Below are 19,438 nucleotides of genomic sequence, written 5' to 3'. Positions count from 1 at the left end.
TTTAAAACCTCCAGTCAGCCAGCGTTTCAATATATACATCCGCGACCCTGATTATCTCCTTCAGCTCACCATGGCTTGCTTCATCCTCCACAGCGACAGTAATGAATCCTGCTTTTTTGGCTGTCCTCAGCGCATGAAGCGCATCCTCGAAGACTGCGGTCTCCTCGATTGACGTGCCAAGGATGTTGAGAGCCCTTAGGAAGATTTCCGGCTCCTTCTTGGTTGCCCCTGCTTCACGCTCGGTTATCAAACCGGAAAACAGGTCTATTACACCGAGCCTTTTAAGTGCAGCCTCTGCAAGGGCTCTGTCTGTTGCAGTGGCTGCTACCGCCTTCACACCCATAGCCCTCAGCCTTTCGAGGAACTCTGCAGCATATGGCTTAAGCTGCAGAGTCCTTGTGTATCCTTCCTCAATCAATGACAGGATTCCCTCATATATTTCCTTATCATTCATCGGCAGAGCATACTTTTTCCTAAGGTATTCACATGCCTCCCCAATACCCATGGGAGCAAGGATCAGAGACAATCCTTCTTCAGGCCTTATTCCCAGCCCTACAAGGAACTTCTCTCCCAGATTCTTCCACATTCCCATCGAATCAATTATTGTACCGTCAAGGTCCAATATAACTCCCTTGATCTTCAAGTCAACAACACCTCCATTCCTGCAGCAAGCTCCTTAGCCGCCTTTTTAGGGCACTTTGCGGAAAAGATCGCTGACACCACCGAAATGCCAGCTATACCAGTACCTGCCAGCAGATGCAGGTTGTCCTTTGAAATTCCTCCTATTGCGACAACAGGAATGGAAACGCTGGAGCAAATGTCCCGCAGCGTCTCGATATCCACTAAACCTGCATCCGACTTGGTTGAGGTTGAAAACATTGCTCCTACTCCGATATAGTCAGCGCCTTCAGCCTCAGCCTTCCTTGCCTGCTCAACAGTCTCGGCTGAAACCCCAAGGATCATCCTTCCTCCTATGATTTCTCTTACACTTTTCGCATCAAGGTCGCTTTGCCCCACATGGACACCTTCTGCCTCCAGCATAAGCGCAGCTTCAACATCATCATTAACTATCAGCGGCACACCACTCCTTCTGCATACATCGAGAATACCTAGACCAAGCTTCGCATACTCCTCTGAACTCAGGTCCTTTTCCCTTAGCTGTATCATGGTTGTACCACCTTCAATCGCAAGCCTTACAGCCTCGGCAAGCTCCATATCACCTAAATCCCTCCGGTCTGTCACGGCATACAGCAGGAGGCTGTGCTTATCTAACCTCAATCTTCATCCCTCCTTCGAGTTCAGTTGAAGTCATGTTTCCCATGGCATCGATGATAAAAGACCTGTAGGTTGAGGGACCTCCACCTGACTTCATCAGACGCTCATATGCGATCTCGCCTGAAAGGCCCATGGCTGCTATGGCCGTGGCACATGCTCCAGCCATTTCTTCAGGATTTGCTGACACATAAGATGCGATTACAGCTGTAAGCATGCACCCGGTTCCTGATACCTTCGACATCATCGGATGACCGTTCCTGACGATATAAGCTGCTGTACCATCAGCGATGATGTCTATTGCACCTGTTATCGCGACAACTGCCCCTGTATTCTTTGAAAGCCCTCTGGCGAGGCTTATCTTCTCATCCAGGTTATCTTCAGTAACAGTATCACCTATGCTGGCATCCACACCCTTGGTGCTGCCTGTACCGTGATAGAGCGTCATGATCTCCGAAATGTTTCCTCTTATGACCGCCATCGGTATTTCTTTGATAAGCTTAAGGGCAGTCTCTGTCCTCAGCTTCGTGGCTCCGGCTCCAACCGGGTCAAGAACCACCGGGTGACCAAGCTCTGAAGCCTTCCTCCCAGCCAGCATCATCGAGTCGACAGTCCTCTCATTGAGGGTGCCTATGTTAAGCACAAGCGCATCGCATATGGCTGTCATTTCCTCGACCTCAGCCGCCTCATCCGCCATTATCGGAGCTCCTCCGCATGCTATGAGCATGTTGGCAACATCGTTGACTGTGACATAGTTCGTGATGCAGTGTACAAGCGGATTCTTAAGCCTGTTCTTTTCCAGATGCATTTTTGACATATTGAATTCCTCCATTCATCATAATAGTCGCAAGGCTTATAAGTCCCATTACCGGAAGTGTGCTTCCCAGTATAGTGTCCATAGACATGAATAGCCTGTAGACCATGAAGCCTGCTGCCCAAAGGGCAAGGTTCAGAAAATTAAATGACTCTCCTGAGCTGTCCTTGCCAAGTATGTAGTGATCAGTCAGCATTATCGCAGCCATTGGAGCGAATACGGAGCCAATCAGGTAAAGGAATCCCTCGAACCTGAAGACATCGACGCGAAGAGCAAGGATCGTACCAAGAATGCAGGCTGCTATTGCGACAGCTTTGCGTCCAGGCCATTGGGATATTGATGTAAAGCTCTCCCCGGCAGAAAACACATCCAGGAACGTTGTGGTTACAGTTGATGCTATGACCACATATATCCCAAGCACTCCAAATCCGGCTCCTGCCATTATGACAGCAATATCTGATTCACCCAGGAATACTGCAGCACCGAGACCTATGGCATACATCCATATGCTTCCGGCTGTATAGGCAAAGGCTGAAACGAGGGAAACTGCCTTCTTCCTCCCTGCTCCCTTTGTATAGTCTGCCACAAGCGGAAGCCACGAAAGAGGCATGGCAGCTGACAGCTCCACCGCTGCACCGAATGACATGGTACCTCCTGCTGCACTTCCGGGATCCCCCTTGAATACTGCTAGGCTTATGGCGACTGTCATTAGGAAAAGCGCTCCCACTATAACAATATTGACCTTGCCAAGGTTCTTCATCCCCATGACAAGCCAGGCAAGTATCAGCACGCCAATTGCCAGGCTCCATAATGAATAGCCGCCTGCGCCGTTTGCTGCAAGATTCGCCGCACTCGCCCCTGAGGCTATCATTATTGCTGTCCAGCCGATAAGCTGCAGCACGTTGAGAATTGAAAACAGAGCAGCCCCCTTCTCCCCGAAGGAAAGCTTGGCAGTGTCCATTGCCCCTCTCCCGCTCCTTGCTCCAAGGAGTCCGGCTAGATAGATAAGCACTCCTCCTATAAGGTGTCCGGTTATTACTGCCGCCATACCTTTGGAAAAGCCCAGTGGTGAAATGAATGTACCTGTCAGTATCTCAGCGATTGATACTGATGCCCCGAACCAAAGCAGTCCATGACTTGAAACGGGGTCCTTCTGATTTCCCATTTGATCACTCCTTCTTACTGGAATACCGGTACCAAAAGACAATGCTGTGTGCGGGAATAAAAAAAAGCGGGATGTCCTATAAGGTCATCCCACATATCTACTGTGTGAAAGCTTTCCCTACGTTGGCATTATCCAAATCAGGTTCCAGGGTCGAAGTTGATTACTTCCTCTCAGCCTGCACACAAGCTCCCCACATATTCCGTTATGACTCGATGTTACATTAATATCTGGCAGGTGTCAAACTCCCGTGAGCAAAAAATCCCAGCTCTGCGCTCCTATGAAGCACAAAAGTTCCTCATTGACAAACACTTCACTCTGGATTATCATCATAGTTAACCAATTTAATACTAAAACCTTTGATTGAGAGAAGTAACAGAAGTTTCCTTTCCAAAGAGAGCCGCAGATGGTGTGATTGCGGTGCTAGGACCTCTGCGAATGGACTCATGAGGGCGATGCAGAAACCAATAATGGCAGTATGCAAGCCGGGATCTCGACCCGTTTCAAAGTGAGCGCGCATGAAGGTGTGTAGAACGAGCGGCGATTTATCGCAATTTGGGTGGTACCGCAGAGACTTTGTCTTTGTCCTATGTAGGACAAGGGCTTTTTTTATTTTAATTTTAACTTGAAAGGATGAGTAACATGGAAAAGATACCTTACAAAATCTATCTCTCTGAAGATGAGATGCCAAAGAGCTGGTACAACGTCAAGGCAGTCATGAAGGAGCTTCCTGACCCGTTCCTTCACCCCGGTACACTTCAGCCAATGACTGCAGATGAGCTGAAGCCTATTTTCTGCGATGAGCTGGTCGACCAGGAGATGAACACAAAGGATGAGTTTATTCCTATACCTGAGGGCGTCACGGATTATTACAGGATGTACAGGCCTTCGCCTCTCGTCAGGGCCTATAACCTTGAGAAGCAGCTTGGGACACCGGCCAAGATCTACTTCAAGTTCGAGGGCAATAACACTTCAGGCTCCCATAAGCTGAACTCTGCGGCAGCTCAGGTCTACTACGCGAAGCAGCAGGGAATCGAGAGCCTGACCACAGAAACCGGAGCAGGACAGTGGGGATCAGCCCTTTCAATGGCATGCGCATATTATGGAGTACCCCTTGATGTCTTCATGGTCAAGATATCCTCGGAGCAGAAGCCTTACAGGAAAGTCCTCATGGAAACCTACGGCGCAAAGGTCCATGCTTCGCCTTCAACTGAAACCGCAGTAGGCAGAAGGATACTTGAAGAGAATCCTGGAACAGGCGGTTCACTGGGATGTGCCATATCTGAGGCTCTTGAAACTGCAATGAGCAGGAAGAACTGCAGATATGTACTTGGAAGCGTACTTGACCACGTTATACTTCACCAGACGGTAATAGGTCTTGAGACACAGACAGCCTGCGAAAAATACGGCATAAAGCCCGATGTCATAATCGGATGTGTCGGCGGCGGATCGAACTTCGGTGGACTCATAGCTCCTTTCATGGGAGGCAGGATAAAGGGAGAGAATAGTATCGAGTTCGTCGGAATAGAACCTGCTTCCTGTCCATCTCTCACAAGAGGAAGATATGCGTATGACTTCGGCGACACCGGCAAGATGACTCCTCTCATAAGAATGTACACCTTGGGCTCAGGCTTCATGCCTTCTCCAAACCATGCAGGCGGCCTCAGATACCATGGCATGAGCCCCATAATATCCAAGCTGTTCCACGATGGCTATATCACTGCAAGGTCAGTGGAGCAGAGCAAGGTATTTGATGTAGCCTCGATTTTTGCAAAGTGCGAGGGTATCCTCCCCGCCCCCGAATCATCCCATGCCATCTATGGCGCTGTTGAAGAAGCTCTCAAATGCAAGGAAACCGGTGAGGAAAAGACTATACTCTTCGGACTCACAGGCACAGGCTACTTCGACATGACAGCATACATGAACTACAACAGCGGCAACATGGTTGACCATATACCAACTGATGAGGACCTTGAAAAAGGCTTCGCAACAATACCGGACATCGGAAAGTAAGAAAAGATTGAACCTCTCATGACTAAAGTCACGAGATTCTTGGGAACAGAGCATACTTACCGGCTTATTTCTTTGCCGCCAGAGGTTTCTCTTATTTACCAAGCTATCCCCGCAATTCCTGCGGTTCTTGTTTGTTTCTGTATTACTAAGACCCTGGAGTCAGAGCTCTTATCCTGAGTCCTTCTGCCAGTATATTTCTTGCTGCATTGACATCGCGGTCATGGTGGGCATGACAAACAGGACAGGTCCACACCCTTACATGGAGTGGCTTCTTCCCGTCCTTGTGGCCGCACTCTGAGCATATCTGACTTGACGGAAACCATCTGCTTATCCTGATGACTTCTTTTCCATACCAGGAAGCCTTGTACTGCAGTTTCGATACAAGGCTCGTCCATGATACATCAGAGATGCTTTTTGCCAGTTTATGATTGCGCATCATGCCCTTAACGTTAAGGTCCTCGATACAGATGATATCGTGGTTTTTGACTATCTCTGTACTGAGTTTGTTAAGAAATTCATTCCGCTGGTTTGCAACCTTTTCATAAAGTCTCGCTACCTTCCCCTTTGCTTCTGATAGTTCCTGGCTTCAGAAAGGGGAATGCCCCTTTTCTCCGCAGCAAGTGCACGCCTTGCAAGCTTTCGCTGCTCACGTCTAAGCCTCTCTTCCATTTGCCTGGTGAAATGGTTGTTGTCATTCCTGGTGCCGTCTGACAGGACTGCAAAGTCAGTGATTCCGAGGTCAATTCCGACAGCAGAGTCAGTCTTAGGCAATTCACAGATTTCCTCTTCACAAAGGATCGATACGAAGAATTTCCCACTCGATTTCCTTCGTATTGTGGCATTCAGTATACGTCCTTTCATCTCCTGGCTGTCTGCAAACTTGACAAGGCCTAGCTTGGGCAGCTTCAGGTAATTTCCGGATACTGCGATGTTGTTGTTCGTTAATTGTGTAGTATAGCTTTGCCTCGGGCTCTTCTTGCTCTTGAACTGGGGATGCTCATTCTGTCCTTTGAAAAATCGGGAGAAGGCGTCCGACAGGTTACGAAGGGAATTCTGGAGCGAGAACTTATCCACTTCACAAAGCCATACTGTTTCCGTGTCCCTCTTCATCTTGGTCAGAAGTTTGGAGCATGCGAAATAAGTCAGACCTTTTCCAGTCTCCTCATATTCCTTGTTCCAAAGTTCCAGAAAATGGTTGTATACGAACCTTGAACTGCCGATTGTCTTTGCAATCAGCGTTTCCTGTTTCTTATCTGGATAGATACGGTATTCATAGGCTTTATGCTGCAGCAATGCACTCACCTCCACCATTGTCAAAGCTTGAACTGTCTCATTTTTTCTGATTCTGTATGTACCTGTGGATTTGCTCCTCGGTGTTTTCACTGACTGTGGCAACAAAGCAGCTGGGATTCCACTTGACTGACCGCCCCATAACCGTTTCTTCAGTTCAGGGTGATTCTTGAACAATACCCTTGCTGATACCCCTTTGAGTGCTTTCACGACATTTGGGATATAGTGCTGAGGTTTGCAGTCAATCAGAAGATACACATAATCATTATGCTTTCCCATCTCCAGAATATACAAATCATTGTCATCAGTAATCAGATTTAACAAATCCTTCACATTTCCATTCGTCTGTCTGATTAGGATATCGTGCCGATACTTTACGCAACAAACCATAGGATACTGGATTGTTTAGACGTATCCGCGTCCATATGTATTTCAGACATAAGAATACTTCAGAACCGTTTAACACTTGAATAATGCAAAACTATTATTCACTTCGCTTGCTAACTCACGACTGAAGTCACGAGTTTGCGCAAGCTTTTTCATCAAGGGCTTCACCTGGATCTCAGCAAAAAGCTGAGAGTTCAGGTGAAGCCCTTTTAATTAATTGAATCAGCAAAATTTCCTCATATCTTCCTTGTCCCGAACCTCAGGACACCCTTTTTACAAGCACCGGTGCATTCTCCGCACATGATGCAGTCAGGATCTTCTATTGATCCCTTCTTTAGGTCCTCAGATACATTTATCCCCATCTGGCACTTCCTGTCACAGGCTCCACAGGATATGCAGCTCTTCGGCTCGGACAATATCCTAAGCTGAGGCAGCTTGAGCCTTCTTCCCAGTCTGTAACCACCTTCCAGGAATGGCGACATCCAGCAGATGGAATGGCGACATCCAGCAGATGGAATGGCATGCGCCCCTCTTGCCAAGGGCGAAGGTCAGCACAGTGAAGAGAAGCAGGACCATGAAGTAGACAATGTACTTTACCGGTTCATCGACAGATATCACATTCTCGGTCATATGTAAGGGTGCGATGCCTTTTATACCGCCTGATTTTATGAACATGACGATTATCCCGCCAAACCATATCGTGAATATCACAAGCCTTATCTTCCGAAGCCTCTTAGTGTTGACGCTTTTCCCGTTCACTGACAGTGCATATTCGCTAAGACCTGCCATTGGACATGCCCAGCCGCACCATGCCCTTCCAAGGAACACTCCAGACAAGAACAGCATGCCGAATAAGATCAGGCTTCCTGAAACCAGACCGTTCATTGCACCATCGAAAGATACATATGGTGAGAAATAGTTCAGGGTAACTGGAAACAGAAGCAGCGAAACCAGAATTATTGCCTTTCTTGTTCTTTGAAGCATGTTGTCCCTCCATGTAAGCATTAATATTTCACAAGTGGAACTGGTCACCAAGTGACAGCAGTAAGTCATTCACTGCTCCTCAGTTCCAACACACAGCTTATAACCCGTATTCCCTGTTCATTTTCTCAAGTAAGCTCTTTACAGAAATCACATTCCCGTTACTCAAGTCACTAATGCCCTTATTAATCTCAGCATTGAAGTCATCTTCTGTCAATAATTCACGCATCCCTGGTTTACAATCAGGAGAATTTATCTCGGTATCAATCCTGACAAACATTTTTGAAGTCCTTGTCATCGAGCCACCTCCTCATACTGCTATTGTATGCAAATGCATAGTTTGTATCAATCTCAAATATACAATAAATAAAGATAATTGAAGAGGGGCCCGGAAGTGCACTCAGGCATTCCAGACCCCCAATTATTTACATTGCTCTTACTTTTTCGAACTCGTCAGTTATCTCTGTCGAAGGCTCCTTTGTCAGAAGCGATACCAGGAGTATGACTACGCATGATACCACGAATGCCGGGAACAGTTCATATATCCCAAATACTCCGCCAATCTGCTTTATGACCAGCTTCCAGATGAACACGGTAGCTCCGCCTGCAAGCATTCCAGCGATCGCACCCTCCCTTGTGGTCCTCTTCCAGAACAGTGAGAAGAGCATGACCGGTCCGAAGGTAGCTCCGAAGCCTGCCCATGCAAAGGATACTACAGTGAATATTACACTGTTCTCATCCATTGCAATGAATACCGCGATTATTGCGATTATGACAAGTGTTATCCTCGACATGTTGAGGACCTGCCTGTCAGTTGCATCCTTCTTGAGTATTCCCTGGTAGATGCTCTTCGAAAACGCCGAAGCTGCTATCAGAAGATATGAGTCGGATGACGATATTGTAGCAGCAAGTATTCCAGCCATTACGATTCCTGCCACAAGCGGCGGGAAGAAGTGGGTGGAAAGTACGATGAATATGCTTTCAGATGCGCTCTGGGTAAGAAGCTCTGTTGGAAAGAGAAGCCTACCGATAATTCCGATTGCAACTGCTGCAGTAAGTGATATTGCAACCCAAACAGTAGCTATTCTCCTTGAGAACTTAAGGTCCTCTGAATTCTTGATCGACATGAATTTCAACAGCACCTGAGGCATACCGAAGTAGCCGAGGCCCCATGACATTGTTGAAATTATCGTCAGGAGTCCATAGCCTGCAGCATCTCCGAATACCGGTGCTCCGTTCACTACCTTCTGCACTCCATTTTCGAGAGCCGGCTGAGCCATTCCGAAGAATTCAAAGAATCCTGGAATTTCCTGTGCATTTTGGATGACCTGTGATACTCCTCCTGCGGAAGCGATTCCTGCAATCAGGACAGCGCTCAGTGCAAGTATCATAACGATTCCCTGCATGAAATCTGACGCGCTTTCAGCGAGGAATCCACCAATGAAGGTATAACAGACAACAAATACCGCACCTGCTATCATCATCAGGACATACGATGTTCCGAACAATGTGCTGAACAGCTTGCCTACTGTTACGAAGCAGCTTGCAGCATAGACACTGAAGAATACAAGTATGAAGACAGCTGCTATTACCGACAGTACCTTCTTCTTTTCCTTGTACCTGTTACTGAAGAAATCAGGTATTGTTATTGAATCACCGGCAGCGTGCGAGTAGTTCCTGAGCCTCTTTGCAACAAACAGCCAGTTAAGGTATGTTCCGATACCAAGTCCGATTGCTGTCCATGCAGCATCACTCAACCCGTACCAGTATGCTACTCCTGGCAGCCCCATCAGCAGCCATCCGCTCATGTCGGATGCCTCAGCTCCCATGGCTACGACCCAAGGTCCAAGTGACCTTCCACCTATAAGATAGTTGTCGCTGCTTTCACTTGCCCTTTTAGCGTAAAAAATTCCGATGCCTATTACTACAGATATGTATAATGCCATTGCTATTAGAATTTGAATGTTTCCACCGTCCATCGGTACCCCTCCTTTGTCCCTTCCCCTGAAGGCATATGCAAAATATTTTACCGCATATCTATTCATTTGTACATATATTTATAACAATAAACCTAATCCATGATGTTCTTTATCAATTTAATAATCTCATGACATTCAAGGAAATGGCAAAGGGCCGCTTATTGCGGCCCTTGCATTTGACTGTATAAACTTTAGCTTAGTATGTTTATTCTCCCCTCCACGGCCGGTGCTACCGGGCTGTGAAGCTTCAGGTACTCTACGAGTATCTCATCAAGTGCTGGATACTCAATAAGTATCGGTGACCCGACAAGCATGGTGTAGTTATCCCCGCCTGCTCCCAGGAAATTGTTTAGGGCTACCGTATATTCCCTTGCCAGGTCGATAGGCACACCAGAAACCATGATGTTTGATACCCTTGAGCCTTTTGCCTTTGATATATCAGCATCGAAGGTGATACCGCCAACCTGAAGGAACGATCCGGCCGCGGACGGCAGGAACTCAACGCTGTGCTCCAGAGCTACCTTTATGATGCTGCCGGTGTATTTCCTTGTTTCAACATAGTTTCCGAATGGCAGAACTGTTATAACCTCTCCAAGAGTAATATCTCCGATATTTATGGATGACCTTATTCCTCCGCCATTCATGAACGCAAGCTCTGCGCCGGTCTTCTCAATCATTGCATCTGCTATGAGATTACCAAGGTTTGTCTCCCTTGATCTAACATTATCCCTGACTCCGTCAAGAACTACGTTCGAATACCCTACGACTTCCTTCAGGATCTCCGCCTGTCCGGCATTGATCTCAGAAATTATGGAGGTAACCTCGCTATCTCCCTTTATTGCAGTTGTACTTGCCATATTCACAAGGATAGGTTCAAGCACATCGACACTCCTCTTGCCTACCAGGAGATTTACAACTCCAACATTCTTGTTGTATTCACCTGCGCTGGCAATCATTGTTCCGTTGACTACCTTTCCAAACTCAAATACGGTATGGCTGTGCCCGTCAAGTATTAGGTCGATCCCATCAACCTCCATTGCTATGGCGGTTGATCTTTCATCCTCTTCAGTAGACAGGTCCGTACCAAGATGCGCAAGAGCTATCTGGACATCACTAATCGGTTCGAGCATTGCCATCATCATCTTCGCTGTCGTCACCGGGTCATTAATTGTGAGTCCGGCTACATTGCTTGGAAGAGTCTTGTAATAGGTCTCAGGAGTGGTCAGTCCGAAGATTGCAACCTTGATTCCATCAACCTCCTTGATTACATATGGCTTCAGAAAGTTTGTCTCGTTCTCATAAGTAATGTTGGAGGATATTATGTCAAAGTCGGCCATTGCTGCAAGCTCAAGCAGCCTTTCCTTGCCATAGTTGAAGTCGTGGTTTCCTGGTGTCATGACATCATATCCGACCTCGTTCATTACCTTCACTACACTCGCACCTTTTTCAAGGGTTGCGAAGGTTGTTCCGTGAAGGACATCGCCAACATCAAGAAGCAGAACTGATTCGTTATAACCGATGAATTCATCCCTAAGCCCTGCTACCTTTGCCATACCAAGTCCATCACCAGGGGTTACCCTTGCATGCTGGTCGTTGGTATGGAGGATTGTAAGCATCTTCTCCTGTCTTTCTCTTACTTCGTATAGTGCTACTGTTCCTGAAGCTTCACAGGCTACAGCAAGAAGCGCTTCACCTGTTGGTGATTTCTCAGCATCCACGAAGAGAAGGTCAGTAGGACCTGAATCAACATTTCCACCAAAATCCCTTGATGCGGAGTATGACACGAATTTTGGATCAGTTATGTCATTAAGACTGTATGCTGCAACTCCACCGACTTCTCCAAGTCCGATGAATGCATAAGTAGTGTTACCGATCTCACCTGCAGCGATAGCCTGAGGTGCCGGACCGTTTTCATCGGACCTTGCATCCCTTGTCGCATCTTCAGAGGAGGCATTGAAGTATTTGTATAGTGATTTTGCGGTAATCTCTTCAAGCTCGTCTCCGCTTTCATAGACTTTCTCCATGCTCTTTGCGTCAACAACAGAGAAAGACCTTCCGCCGAAACTGTAAAGGGCATCGTATTTTCCATCCTCACCAATGCCTTCAAGCCTGGAGACCGTCATTCTCCCAAGTCCATCTTTGAATCCAGCAGCAGCTACCATTGCATCTATTGCTGTCTGTTCCAATCCTCCGTATAGTGAGGCATCAAGACCCAGAAGACCCTTTGCCATGATCTCATTGACGGTTATCGTATCGTTCCATTTGCTGTAATTCTGCCACGCCCCTTCGTTGGCAGTAAGAAGATATTCCTTCCCCTTTACCGTGACCAGTTCCACATCATCAGGCATGTACATTCCAAGGACTGGATACTGCGCAATGTTTATGTTGTCCTTGTCACTTGCATCAAGCCTGCTGTCAGGAAGTGAATGGTCTTTGACACCCATGTCAAAGACACCAGTGAATTTCATGGCCTTCAGGTCAAGCACTGCAAGAGCGTTTGACTCCTGGAGTGAAACATATGCCGTTTTGCTGTCCTTCGCTACCGTTATGTGCTCAGGCTCGAAGCTCTCAGCCCATGTGGCAGCAAGATCAGTCTTTCTAACTGTCTCCTCTACAGGAACCCCTTCGAGTCCGACAGTGAAAGCAGAAGCCTTCCTGACTCCGCTCCTGACATCAATTACAGTGACCGAGCCCTCTGGATCGGTTGTGTATAAGTCATCAGGCTCCCCTTCATTTGCAACGAGGAGAGTATTGTTGTCGGGAGTCAGCACCATCATTCCAGGCTTGGGTCCTGCCCCGATAACCTTCGTGACATTACCCTTCATATCAAGAAACACAACCCAGCCATTTTCCTGAGGCACGGAAGCTGCCACTGATACCGCGACAAAGGACTCCTTTTTATCCACAACTACAGAGGTTATTTCCCCAATTGATTCCAGTCCGTCAACATCATCAAACGCTATCCTCTTCGTCATGTCGAGTGTGAAGTCTTCTCCAGCACCTGAAAGGTCTACAATGTCCAAAGCCTTCTTACTTGAATTCACAACAAACAGCTTTTCAGCCTTGTCAGCATATGCAGTGTAAACCGCTCCTCCATCACCGCTCCCCGAGTCATATCTGCCTACAAATTCCATCAGAACATCCATCGACCCCGGGTAAACTACATCTGCTACATTGACAACCTCAGCCTTGACATCAAGCGCGAATACAGAGCATGCAAACAGAGCGGCGGAGAACATGGAAACTAGCTTCTTCACGTTCATTCCTCCATTTCTATTTATTGCCTTGTTCCGGACTTTTCCTTCGCAAGGGAATTATCTTATTGCTATTAGAGCCTTGACACCAGTGATATCTTTCCTTTGGCTTTCCTTTCTTCGAAATATCTGTGAGCATCAGCTGCCTCATCAAAATAGAAGGATCTTTCATCCCTGTTTATCCTAAGCTTTCCTTCATCTATCAGCTTTGCTACATTCTGAAGTATTTCACCCTGTTCCTTCCTGCCTTTTCCAGTCACAAGCGGAAGCGCCATGAACACGACGTTCAAGGTAAGCGCCTTTTGGTGCATCGGGGAAAGGTCCAGAGACACTCTTCCATTGGTAGTCACGACAGTACCCTTGATTTTGGCTGCAATGAAGCTATTGGAAAGGTTCTGTCCTCCTACTGTATCAAATACAAGGTCGAAGCCTTCCCCTCCCGTGCATCTTTCCTTATACTCATCAGGGGTCTCTACCCCAGCAATTATAACTTCATCTGCTCCGAATTCCTTCGCAAGACTAACCTTATCACTTGATGTGACTGTGCCGTATACCCTTGATCCCGCCATTTTCGCCATCTGTGCCGCGATGTGGCCTACTCCGCCTGTTATTCCGTGGATAAGGACCTTGTCAGCACCATCGAGCAATGATCCAGTCATCAGCGCTTCCCATGCGGTTATGGAAACCAGCGGATAAAGGGCAGCTGTCTCGTGGCTTATGCTTTTTGGCTTGAGTGCGATGAGATCGGCATCTGCCAGAACATATTCCGCAAGGGCTCCCTGCATCTTTCCTACTCCGCCGCCGATTCCGAACACTTCGTCTCCAGCCTTGAAGCCAGTGACTCCGCTGCCGACTTCGACAATTGTTCCTGAGAAGTCCATGTTAAGCACTGCTGGCATTGGTGGACAGCTTCCTGCTGCTATCCCTGACCTTATCTTTATCTCGAGTGGATTTAGGCTGCTTGCCGTGACCTTTGCAATCACGTGGCCCGTCTTTAGCTCCGGATAAGGAACCTCAGAGAGAGTGAACACCTCCGGTCCACCGAATCCTGTCATAACTATAGCTTTCATTCAAGCACCTCCAAATCTGATTATTCTGATAATTCATTTCGTAATTCATTTGCATCACTATTATACATCAAAAACAATCCAGTTTCATCTGACAGGACCAAACTGTCAGTTTTGCCATTAACGTACAATTAATATTTTTTATCAATCAATATTCGTATTGCATATGCGTTTCAATTGATATAGAATAGAGAATAATATTTTGCAATTTCCAAAAACGAATCCGTCAAATTTACATACGAACGCATAACCCACAGTGAAGGGACATCAGCGGAAATCGTTATGCACTGCGGGAAAAGGAGGAACACATGGTAATCAGAAGCAACAGCATAATAGAAGAAAGGCTCGACGAACTTGCAAAAGTCGTTCAAAGCAACAGCTATATTTCTCCAGAGCTTTACAACAGGTATAACGTCAAGCGGGGTCTGAGAAATCAGAACGGCACTGGCGTGCTTGTTGGAATCACCAGAGTTGGCTCTGTCATTGGTTATGACCAGACAGATGGAGCTAAGATACCCATAGAAGGTAACCTCTACTACAGAGGTGTCGATATGAGCGATATAGTCACCGGATTCCAGGGTGACGGTAGGATGGGCTTCGAGGAGGTAGTTTATCTTCTGCTTTTCGGAGAGCTTCCGACAAGGGAACAGCTTTCTGACTTCAACGAATTGCTTGATGCCTGCAGGGAGCTTCCACATTCCTACAAGGAAGACGTCATTCTGAAGATACCTTCTAAAAACATAATGAACAAGCTTCAGAGGACGATCCTTACCCTTTACTCCTATGATGAGAATCCGGATGACACTTCAGTAAGGAACGTACTTGCCCAGTCAATCAACCTGATCGCCAAGACGCCGCTCATCGCAGCCTATGCATATCAGGCTAAGAGACATTACTTTGACAATCAGAGCCTTGTTCTCCACACACCCAAGGTGGGTGTCGGAACTGCAGAGAACATGCTTCACATGATAAGGACTGACTCGAACTACACCAGGGAAGAAGTCGAGATGCTTGACCTGCTCATGGTCGTACATGCTGAGCACGGCGGTGGTAACAACTCCTCCTTCGCGACTCATGTCGTATCATCTTCAGGAACTGATACCTATTCAGCCATGGCAACAGCTATCGGTGCCTTGAAGGGCCCTAAGCACGGCGGAGCTAACCTTATGGTGGCTTCCATGTTTGAGGAGATCAAGCAGAATGTCAGTGATTGGGAGAATGAGGCTGAGCTTTCGGATTATCTTGCAAAAATACTCGACAAGAAGGCCTTTGACGGAAAGGGCCTGATATATGGTATGGGACATGCTGTATATACACTGTCTGACCCGAGAACAGTACTGCTGAAGAAGAAGGCTCAGGAGCTTTCAAGGCACAAGGGTCTGGACAGGGAATATAACCTTATCGCCGATGTCGAGAGGATATCGAGCAAACTTATACAGGAGAAGACAAATAAAGACTACGCGCCTTCAGCGAATGTAGACATGTACTCAGGCTTCGTATTCGACATGCTTGGAATACCAAGGGACCTTTTCACCCCAATATTCGCAGTATCAAGGATTGCCGGCTGGAGTGCCCACAGACTTGAACAGATACTCGACGACAAGATAATGAGACCGGCTTATGTCAATCTGAGCGAGCTCAGACCATATACACCGATCGACGACAGGATGACACCTTCAGGAGAGTGATTCTGATGGAAATCAATCCAAAAAGAGGCTTTGACAGGGCGGACCGTGATGACTTCACCGGTTCCGCCCTTTTGCGCCTGAAGACGGCAAGGGAAGAACTTATCTGGCTCCTTGACAGAGGGTACTCCATGGATACCGCCTCAACTTTCGTCGGTAATCACCACAGCCTTACAGCAAGGCAGAGAAATGCCATGAAGAGGAGCTCATCCTCAAGAAGCGATTTAAAGCAGAGACTCGGTAAAAGGATCAGTCCTTCTGAAATCAATGGAAAGGAAGTCCTGATCGACGGCTTCAACATAATAATCACTCTCGAGACCTCATTATCCGGCAGCCTTCTCATACTTTGCGGTGACGGAGTTATTAGGGACCTTGCAGGTCTAAGGGGAACATACCATCTCATACCTCAGACCGATACAGCAATAAGTCTGCTGCTTGAATCACTCGAAAGGCTTGGGACAGCATCAGCAAAAATTTACCTTGATTCACCGGTATCGAACTCAGGCAGGCTTAAGAAAAGGATCCTTGAGATTTCCTCAACATTCCGGCTTCCTGTTGAGGTATCACTGGCAGATGACTCCGACAAGTCTATGGCAGGCAAAGAAAGGATAATAACAGGTGATTCCATACTCCTCGATTCATGCACCAGCTGGGTTAATTTGACAAGAGAAATCATACTGAGTAGTGTACCTGATCCTTTCATAGCTGACCTTTCTGAATGACTCGTAATAACTTGATTTAAATATTTTTCCTTATTAGTACAGCCTCGGAATTTTCCGAGGCTGCTTCTTATTTCGGCAGATCGCCGTTTATTATGAAGTTTCTGATGTCCTTTAGCGACATGTTGGAAAGTCCCATAGTCTCTACGTTTCTGCCCTGGGCCCTGTAATCAGTCTCGTGAAGGATAGAGCCGAGAAGAATTATGGAATCAATGGTCGGAGTCTCTACGCCTCCGAGCTTTCCAAGCTCTGCAATGGGCACCAGGCTCATTGGTATGTCTTCGGTAATGTACCTGGTATAGACTGTCTTAGGTGCCTTGATTCCATCGTAGCCTCTGTTGTTTCTCATTGCCTCGAACAGAGTCCTCCCCGCCGCATCATATGCAATATACAGCCACTCTCTGGCTGTCATCGCCCTGAAGCCGAGAGATTCTGCCACATTAACCCTTTCCTGGTCCATCTTGTCAAGGATCAGGGCTACAGATGCTGTTATACCCTCAGTATAGTAATCAAAGTCACCGTTTGTGCTTTCAATCCTGGCAGCATTAAGGAGAGTCACGGCAGGATGGAATATTGCCCCAATGTTGTCAAGGCTCGTCTTCATTACATTATCTCCAGGGATGAACTGAGGGAGAGCCTTTCGCAGCTTCTTTACGACCTCAGGTGTCCTGTGTGCAGGAATTGCTGCAACAGGCACGCTGTTCTTTACTCTGAAAATTTGAGTCTGCGCAGGGTTTATCGCCCTTGAAGCATACAGAAGTGTCTGCGCCTCGCATACTGTGACATCAGCCGTGCAGCCAAGCTTCCTGATAATGTTCAGCACTTCAAGCGCTCCGCCAGTCCTGCCTGGATTCAGCACTATGATCTGTCCATCAACAAGGTGCGGTGCCATGTGTTCTGCCATAAATGCATGTCCTGTCGCAGGTACGACGACCATCAGTATATCCTTTCCTTCGATGGCCTCCTTCATATCAGATGTGACAACTTCTAATTTAGCATGCCCGTGAGGCACTGTATCGGTATTACTGACAATCTCGAGACCCCCATTATCCTGAATTGCCCTTATCCTGTCAGCTCCCCTGTTGTAGAGACTGACATCAATACCAAGCAATGAAAGGTGTCCCGCCATTGCAGTACCACCATGACCGGCTCCAAGAACAGCAAATTTCGGCTTGTTATTGTTCGTATCCAATTAAATGCCCCCCATCTGTGTAGTTATATTCATGTTTTTCATGTCATCATAAAATATTTGAATTGATCCAAATCAAGTATACCTAATAACCCTTAAATTTATTATATCTTCTATATTCAGGATATTTGATGATGTTACACTCTATTTACAAAAAACTAACCTCTGTGAAGAGATTGGAATGATTCTTCTCAAGTTGCATTAAACCTGCACCAGAAGTATAATCGAACTAATATGCCAAGGAGGTACTATAATGCCGCATGAGGTCATGAAAGACATTTATCTGATAAGGGTCCCTCTTCCGGGGAATCCTCTGAAAAATCTTAATACGTATTTGATCAAGGGTGCTGAGCGCAGCCTTCTAATAGATACAGGCTTCAATATTGATTCATGCCATGAAGCGCTTATTGAAGGGATAGCTGCCCTGGGAGTAAGCCTCGATGACCTGGATATATTCCTGACCCATGTCCACTCTGACCACACAGGCTTGATTGGAAGGCTTAAGACTGAGAAGAACAGGATATTCATCTCATCTACCGACCTCCTGGTACTGGACAGATTCAGAAGTGCATTGAGATGGAAGGATATAGAGGAGCAGTCGATTAAGTACGGCTTCAGCGAAGAAGAGATCCACGAAAACAGGAGTACCAACCCCTTCAAGAATTATCTTCCTCCAAAGAATCTCGAAATTGAACCCATTGAGGAAGGATTCATATTTAAGATAGCAGGTTACAATCTGGTAGCCATTTCGACACCTGGGCATACTCCCGGCCATATGGTCCTATACGATGAAGCTTTTGGAATTCTAATCGCTGGAGACCACATAATTTTCGACATTTCACCGAATATAACAAGGTGGTCTGAGCTTCAAGACTCACTCGGCGACTATCTGAACAGCCTCGACAAGATATTCAAGCTTCATGTCAGGACAACTCTCTCAGCACACAGGAATCCCAATGGTGATGTCCGTGAGAGGATTACAGAGCTGAAGGAACACCATATGCTGCGTCTCGATGAAGCTCTGGCTATCATAAAAACCGAACCGGGGCTGACCACTTATGAGATCGCAGCAAGAATGACCTGGTCGATAAGGGCCAAGAATTGGATCGAGTTCCCGCTGACCCAGAAGTGGTTCGCAGTCGGAGAAGCCGGCGCTCATCTCGACCACCTTATACAGGGCGGTCTGATTGAAGAATATGAAGAGAACAGCAAACTGAAATATAAATAAACTTTTGAATACTTTGAAGAAATACCAGCCGCCCGGCTGGTATTTCATTTGCCATTATTTATCTGTTTCTTCCGATCACCTTTTCAATCGCACTGAACAGTATAACTACTGCAGTCCTGTCATCATAAGGAACCTTGGCTGAGCCCTTGCCGAATTTTGCTTTCGGAAGCAGGCTCTTCAGCTCCTCAATCATATCGAAATCTAAAGTATGGAACGTAAAGTGATCGCTTGCTGCCGAAAATGCCACATACATTCCATCGAACTTGAACATGGGCATCTGGTAGGATATCCTTCCTGGAATCTCAGGATGGTGTTTCCTCATGTATCCGACAAAGGTATGAAGCCATTCACGTTTCTCACCATCGAACCTCTCCATGTATTCATCAATCGGGTCCATG

General features: G+C 46.9%; 16 protein-coding genes, 2 pseudogenes, 1 riboswitch and 1 other annotated feature. Of the genes and pseudogenes, 4 read left to right on the top strand and 14 right to left on the bottom strand.

Going from position 1 to position 19,438, the window contains the following annotated elements; all coding sequences use genetic code 11:
- Position 1: 1 nt before the first annotated feature.
- From J2Z34_RS09235 to cytX, 4 genes are read right to left on the bottom strand one after another with little or no spacing between them, the layout of a single operon-like run.
- Positions 2-643, bottom strand: a complete 642-nt coding sequence (locus tag J2Z34_RS09235; protein ID WP_209459576.1) for an HAD family hydrolase — start codon at positions 641-643, stop codon at positions 2-4.
- Positions 640-1,278, bottom strand: a complete 639-nt coding sequence (thiE, locus tag J2Z34_RS09230) for a thiamine phosphate synthase (protein WP_209459575.1) — start codon at positions 1,276-1,278, stop codon at positions 640-642. The genes J2Z34_RS09235 and thiE overlap by 4 nt, the downstream gene beginning before the upstream one ends.
- Positions 1,265-2,089, bottom strand: coding sequence for a hydroxyethylthiazole kinase (gene thiM, locus J2Z34_RS09225; RefSeq protein WP_209459574.1), 825 nt, complete (start codon positions 2,087-2,089; stop codon positions 1,265-1,267). Before thiM ends, thiE begins: the two co-directional genes overlap by 14 nt.
- The gene (gene cytX, locus J2Z34_RS09220; RefSeq protein ID WP_209459573.1) at positions 2,055-3,251 is read right to left on the bottom strand and encodes a putative hydroxymethylpyrimidine transporter CytX; all 1,197 of its coding nucleotides are present in this window, start codon (positions 3,249-3,251) and stop codon (positions 2,055-2,057) included. The genes thiM and cytX overlap by 35 nt, the downstream gene beginning before the upstream one ends.
- Positions 3,252-3,348: 97 nt before the next feature.
- Positions 3,349-3,454, bottom strand: a riboswitch (TPP riboswitch).
- Between the two features lie 144 nt (positions 3,455-3,598).
- Positions 3,599-3,841 (top strand) — a binding site (T-box leader).
- 49 nt (positions 3,842-3,890) lie between these two features.
- On the opposite strand from cytX, the gene J2Z34_RS09215 reads away from it, so the two are divergent.
- Positions 3,891-5,261, top strand: a complete 1,371-nt coding sequence (locus J2Z34_RS09215; RefSeq protein ID WP_209459572.1) for a TrpB-like pyridoxal phosphate-dependent enzyme — start codon at positions 3,891-3,893, stop codon at positions 5,259-5,261.
- Between the two features lie 145 nt (positions 5,262-5,406).
- Here J2Z34_RS09215 and tnpB read toward each other — a convergent pair.
- The 8 genes and pseudogenes from tnpB to J2Z34_RS09175 form a co-directional block, all read right to left on the bottom strand.
- Positions 5,407-6,572 (bottom strand): annotated as a pseudogene (gene tnpB / locus J2Z34_RS09210) (IS200/IS605 family element RNA-guided endonuclease TnpB).
- Between the two features lie 19 nt (positions 6,573-6,591).
- Positions 6,592-6,941: pseudogene (gene tnpA / locus J2Z34_RS09205) on the bottom strand (IS200/IS605 family transposase).
- 233 nt (positions 6,942-7,174) lie between these two features.
- Positions 7,175-7,354 (bottom strand): 4Fe-4S dicluster domain-containing protein, encoded by a 180-nt coding sequence (locus J2Z34_RS09200; RefSeq protein WP_209459571.1) that lies wholly within the window; start codon positions 7,352-7,354, stop codon positions 7,175-7,177.
- A 4-nt stretch (positions 7,355-7,358) separates the two neighbouring features.
- Positions 7,359-7,922 (bottom strand): 4Fe-4S binding protein, encoded by a 564-nt coding sequence (locus tag J2Z34_RS09195; protein WP_209459570.1) that lies wholly within the window; start codon positions 7,920-7,922, stop codon positions 7,359-7,361.
- Between the two features lie 97 nt (positions 7,923-8,019).
- On the bottom strand, positions 8,020-8,217 hold the full coding sequence (locus tag J2Z34_RS09190) for a hypothetical protein (RefSeq protein ID WP_209459569.1): 198 nt from the start codon (positions 8,215-8,217) through the stop codon (positions 8,020-8,022).
- A 127-nt stretch (positions 8,218-8,344) separates the two neighbouring features.
- The gene (locus J2Z34_RS09185; RefSeq protein ID WP_209459568.1) at positions 8,345-9,898 is read right to left on the bottom strand and encodes a sodium/proline symporter; all 1,554 of its coding nucleotides are present in this window, start codon (positions 9,896-9,898) and stop codon (positions 8,345-8,347) included.
- A 191-nt stretch (positions 9,899-10,089) separates the two neighbouring features.
- On the bottom strand, positions 10,090-13,155 hold the full coding sequence (locus J2Z34_RS09180; protein ID WP_209459567.1) for a choice-of-anchor I family protein: 3,066 nt from the start codon (positions 13,153-13,155) through the stop codon (positions 10,090-10,092).
- Positions 13,156-13,226: 71 nt separating this feature from the next.
- Positions 13,227-14,222 (bottom strand): zinc-dependent alcohol dehydrogenase family protein, encoded by a 996-nt coding sequence (locus tag J2Z34_RS09175; protein WP_209459566.1) that lies wholly within the window; start codon positions 14,220-14,222, stop codon positions 13,227-13,229.
- A 305-nt stretch (positions 14,223-14,527) separates the two neighbouring features.
- On the opposite strand from J2Z34_RS09175, the gene J2Z34_RS09170 reads away from it, so the two are divergent.
- Together J2Z34_RS09170 and J2Z34_RS09165 are read left to right on the top strand one after the other, a co-directional pair.
- Positions 14,528-15,907, top strand: coding sequence for a citrate/2-methylcitrate synthase (locus J2Z34_RS09170; RefSeq protein WP_209459565.1), 1,380 nt, complete (start codon positions 14,528-14,530; stop codon positions 15,905-15,907).
- A 5-nt stretch (positions 15,908-15,912) separates the two neighbouring features.
- The gene (locus J2Z34_RS09165) at positions 15,913-16,626 is read left to right on the top strand and encodes a DUF434 domain-containing protein (RefSeq protein ID WP_209459564.1); all 714 of its coding nucleotides are present in this window, start codon (positions 15,913-15,915) and stop codon (positions 16,624-16,626) included.
- Positions 16,627-16,693: 67 nt separating this feature from the next.
- Here J2Z34_RS09165 and J2Z34_RS09160 read toward each other — a convergent pair whose 3' ends face one another.
- Positions 16,694-17,815, bottom strand: a complete 1,122-nt coding sequence (locus J2Z34_RS09160; protein ID WP_209459563.1) for an NAD/NADP-dependent octopine/nopaline dehydrogenase family protein — start codon at positions 17,813-17,815, stop codon at positions 16,694-16,696.
- Between the two features lie 250 nt (positions 17,816-18,065).
- On the opposite strand from J2Z34_RS09160, the gene J2Z34_RS09155 reads away from it, so the two are divergent.
- Positions 18,066-19,040 (top strand): MBL fold metallo-hydrolase, encoded by a 975-nt coding sequence (locus J2Z34_RS09155; RefSeq protein ID WP_209459562.1) that lies wholly within the window; start codon positions 18,066-18,068, stop codon positions 19,038-19,040.
- 58 nt (positions 19,041-19,098) lie between these two features.
- On the opposite strand, the gene J2Z34_RS09150 is transcribed toward J2Z34_RS09155, so the two are convergent.
- Positions 19,099-19,437 carry an iron chaperone gene (locus J2Z34_RS09150; protein WP_209459561.1) on the bottom strand — a complete coding sequence of 113 codons (339 nt, stop codon included), beginning with the start codon at positions 19,435-19,437 and terminating at the stop codon, positions 19,099-19,101.
- Position 19,438: the final 1 nt, after the last annotated feature.

This window comes from Youngiibacter multivorans, assembly GCF_017873395.1.
In the GTDB taxonomy this organism is placed as follows: domain Bacteria; phylum Bacillota; class Clostridia; order Clostridiales; family Clostridiaceae; genus Youngiibacter; species Youngiibacter multivorans.
This window is presented reverse-complemented; position numbering and strand designations above follow the sequence as displayed.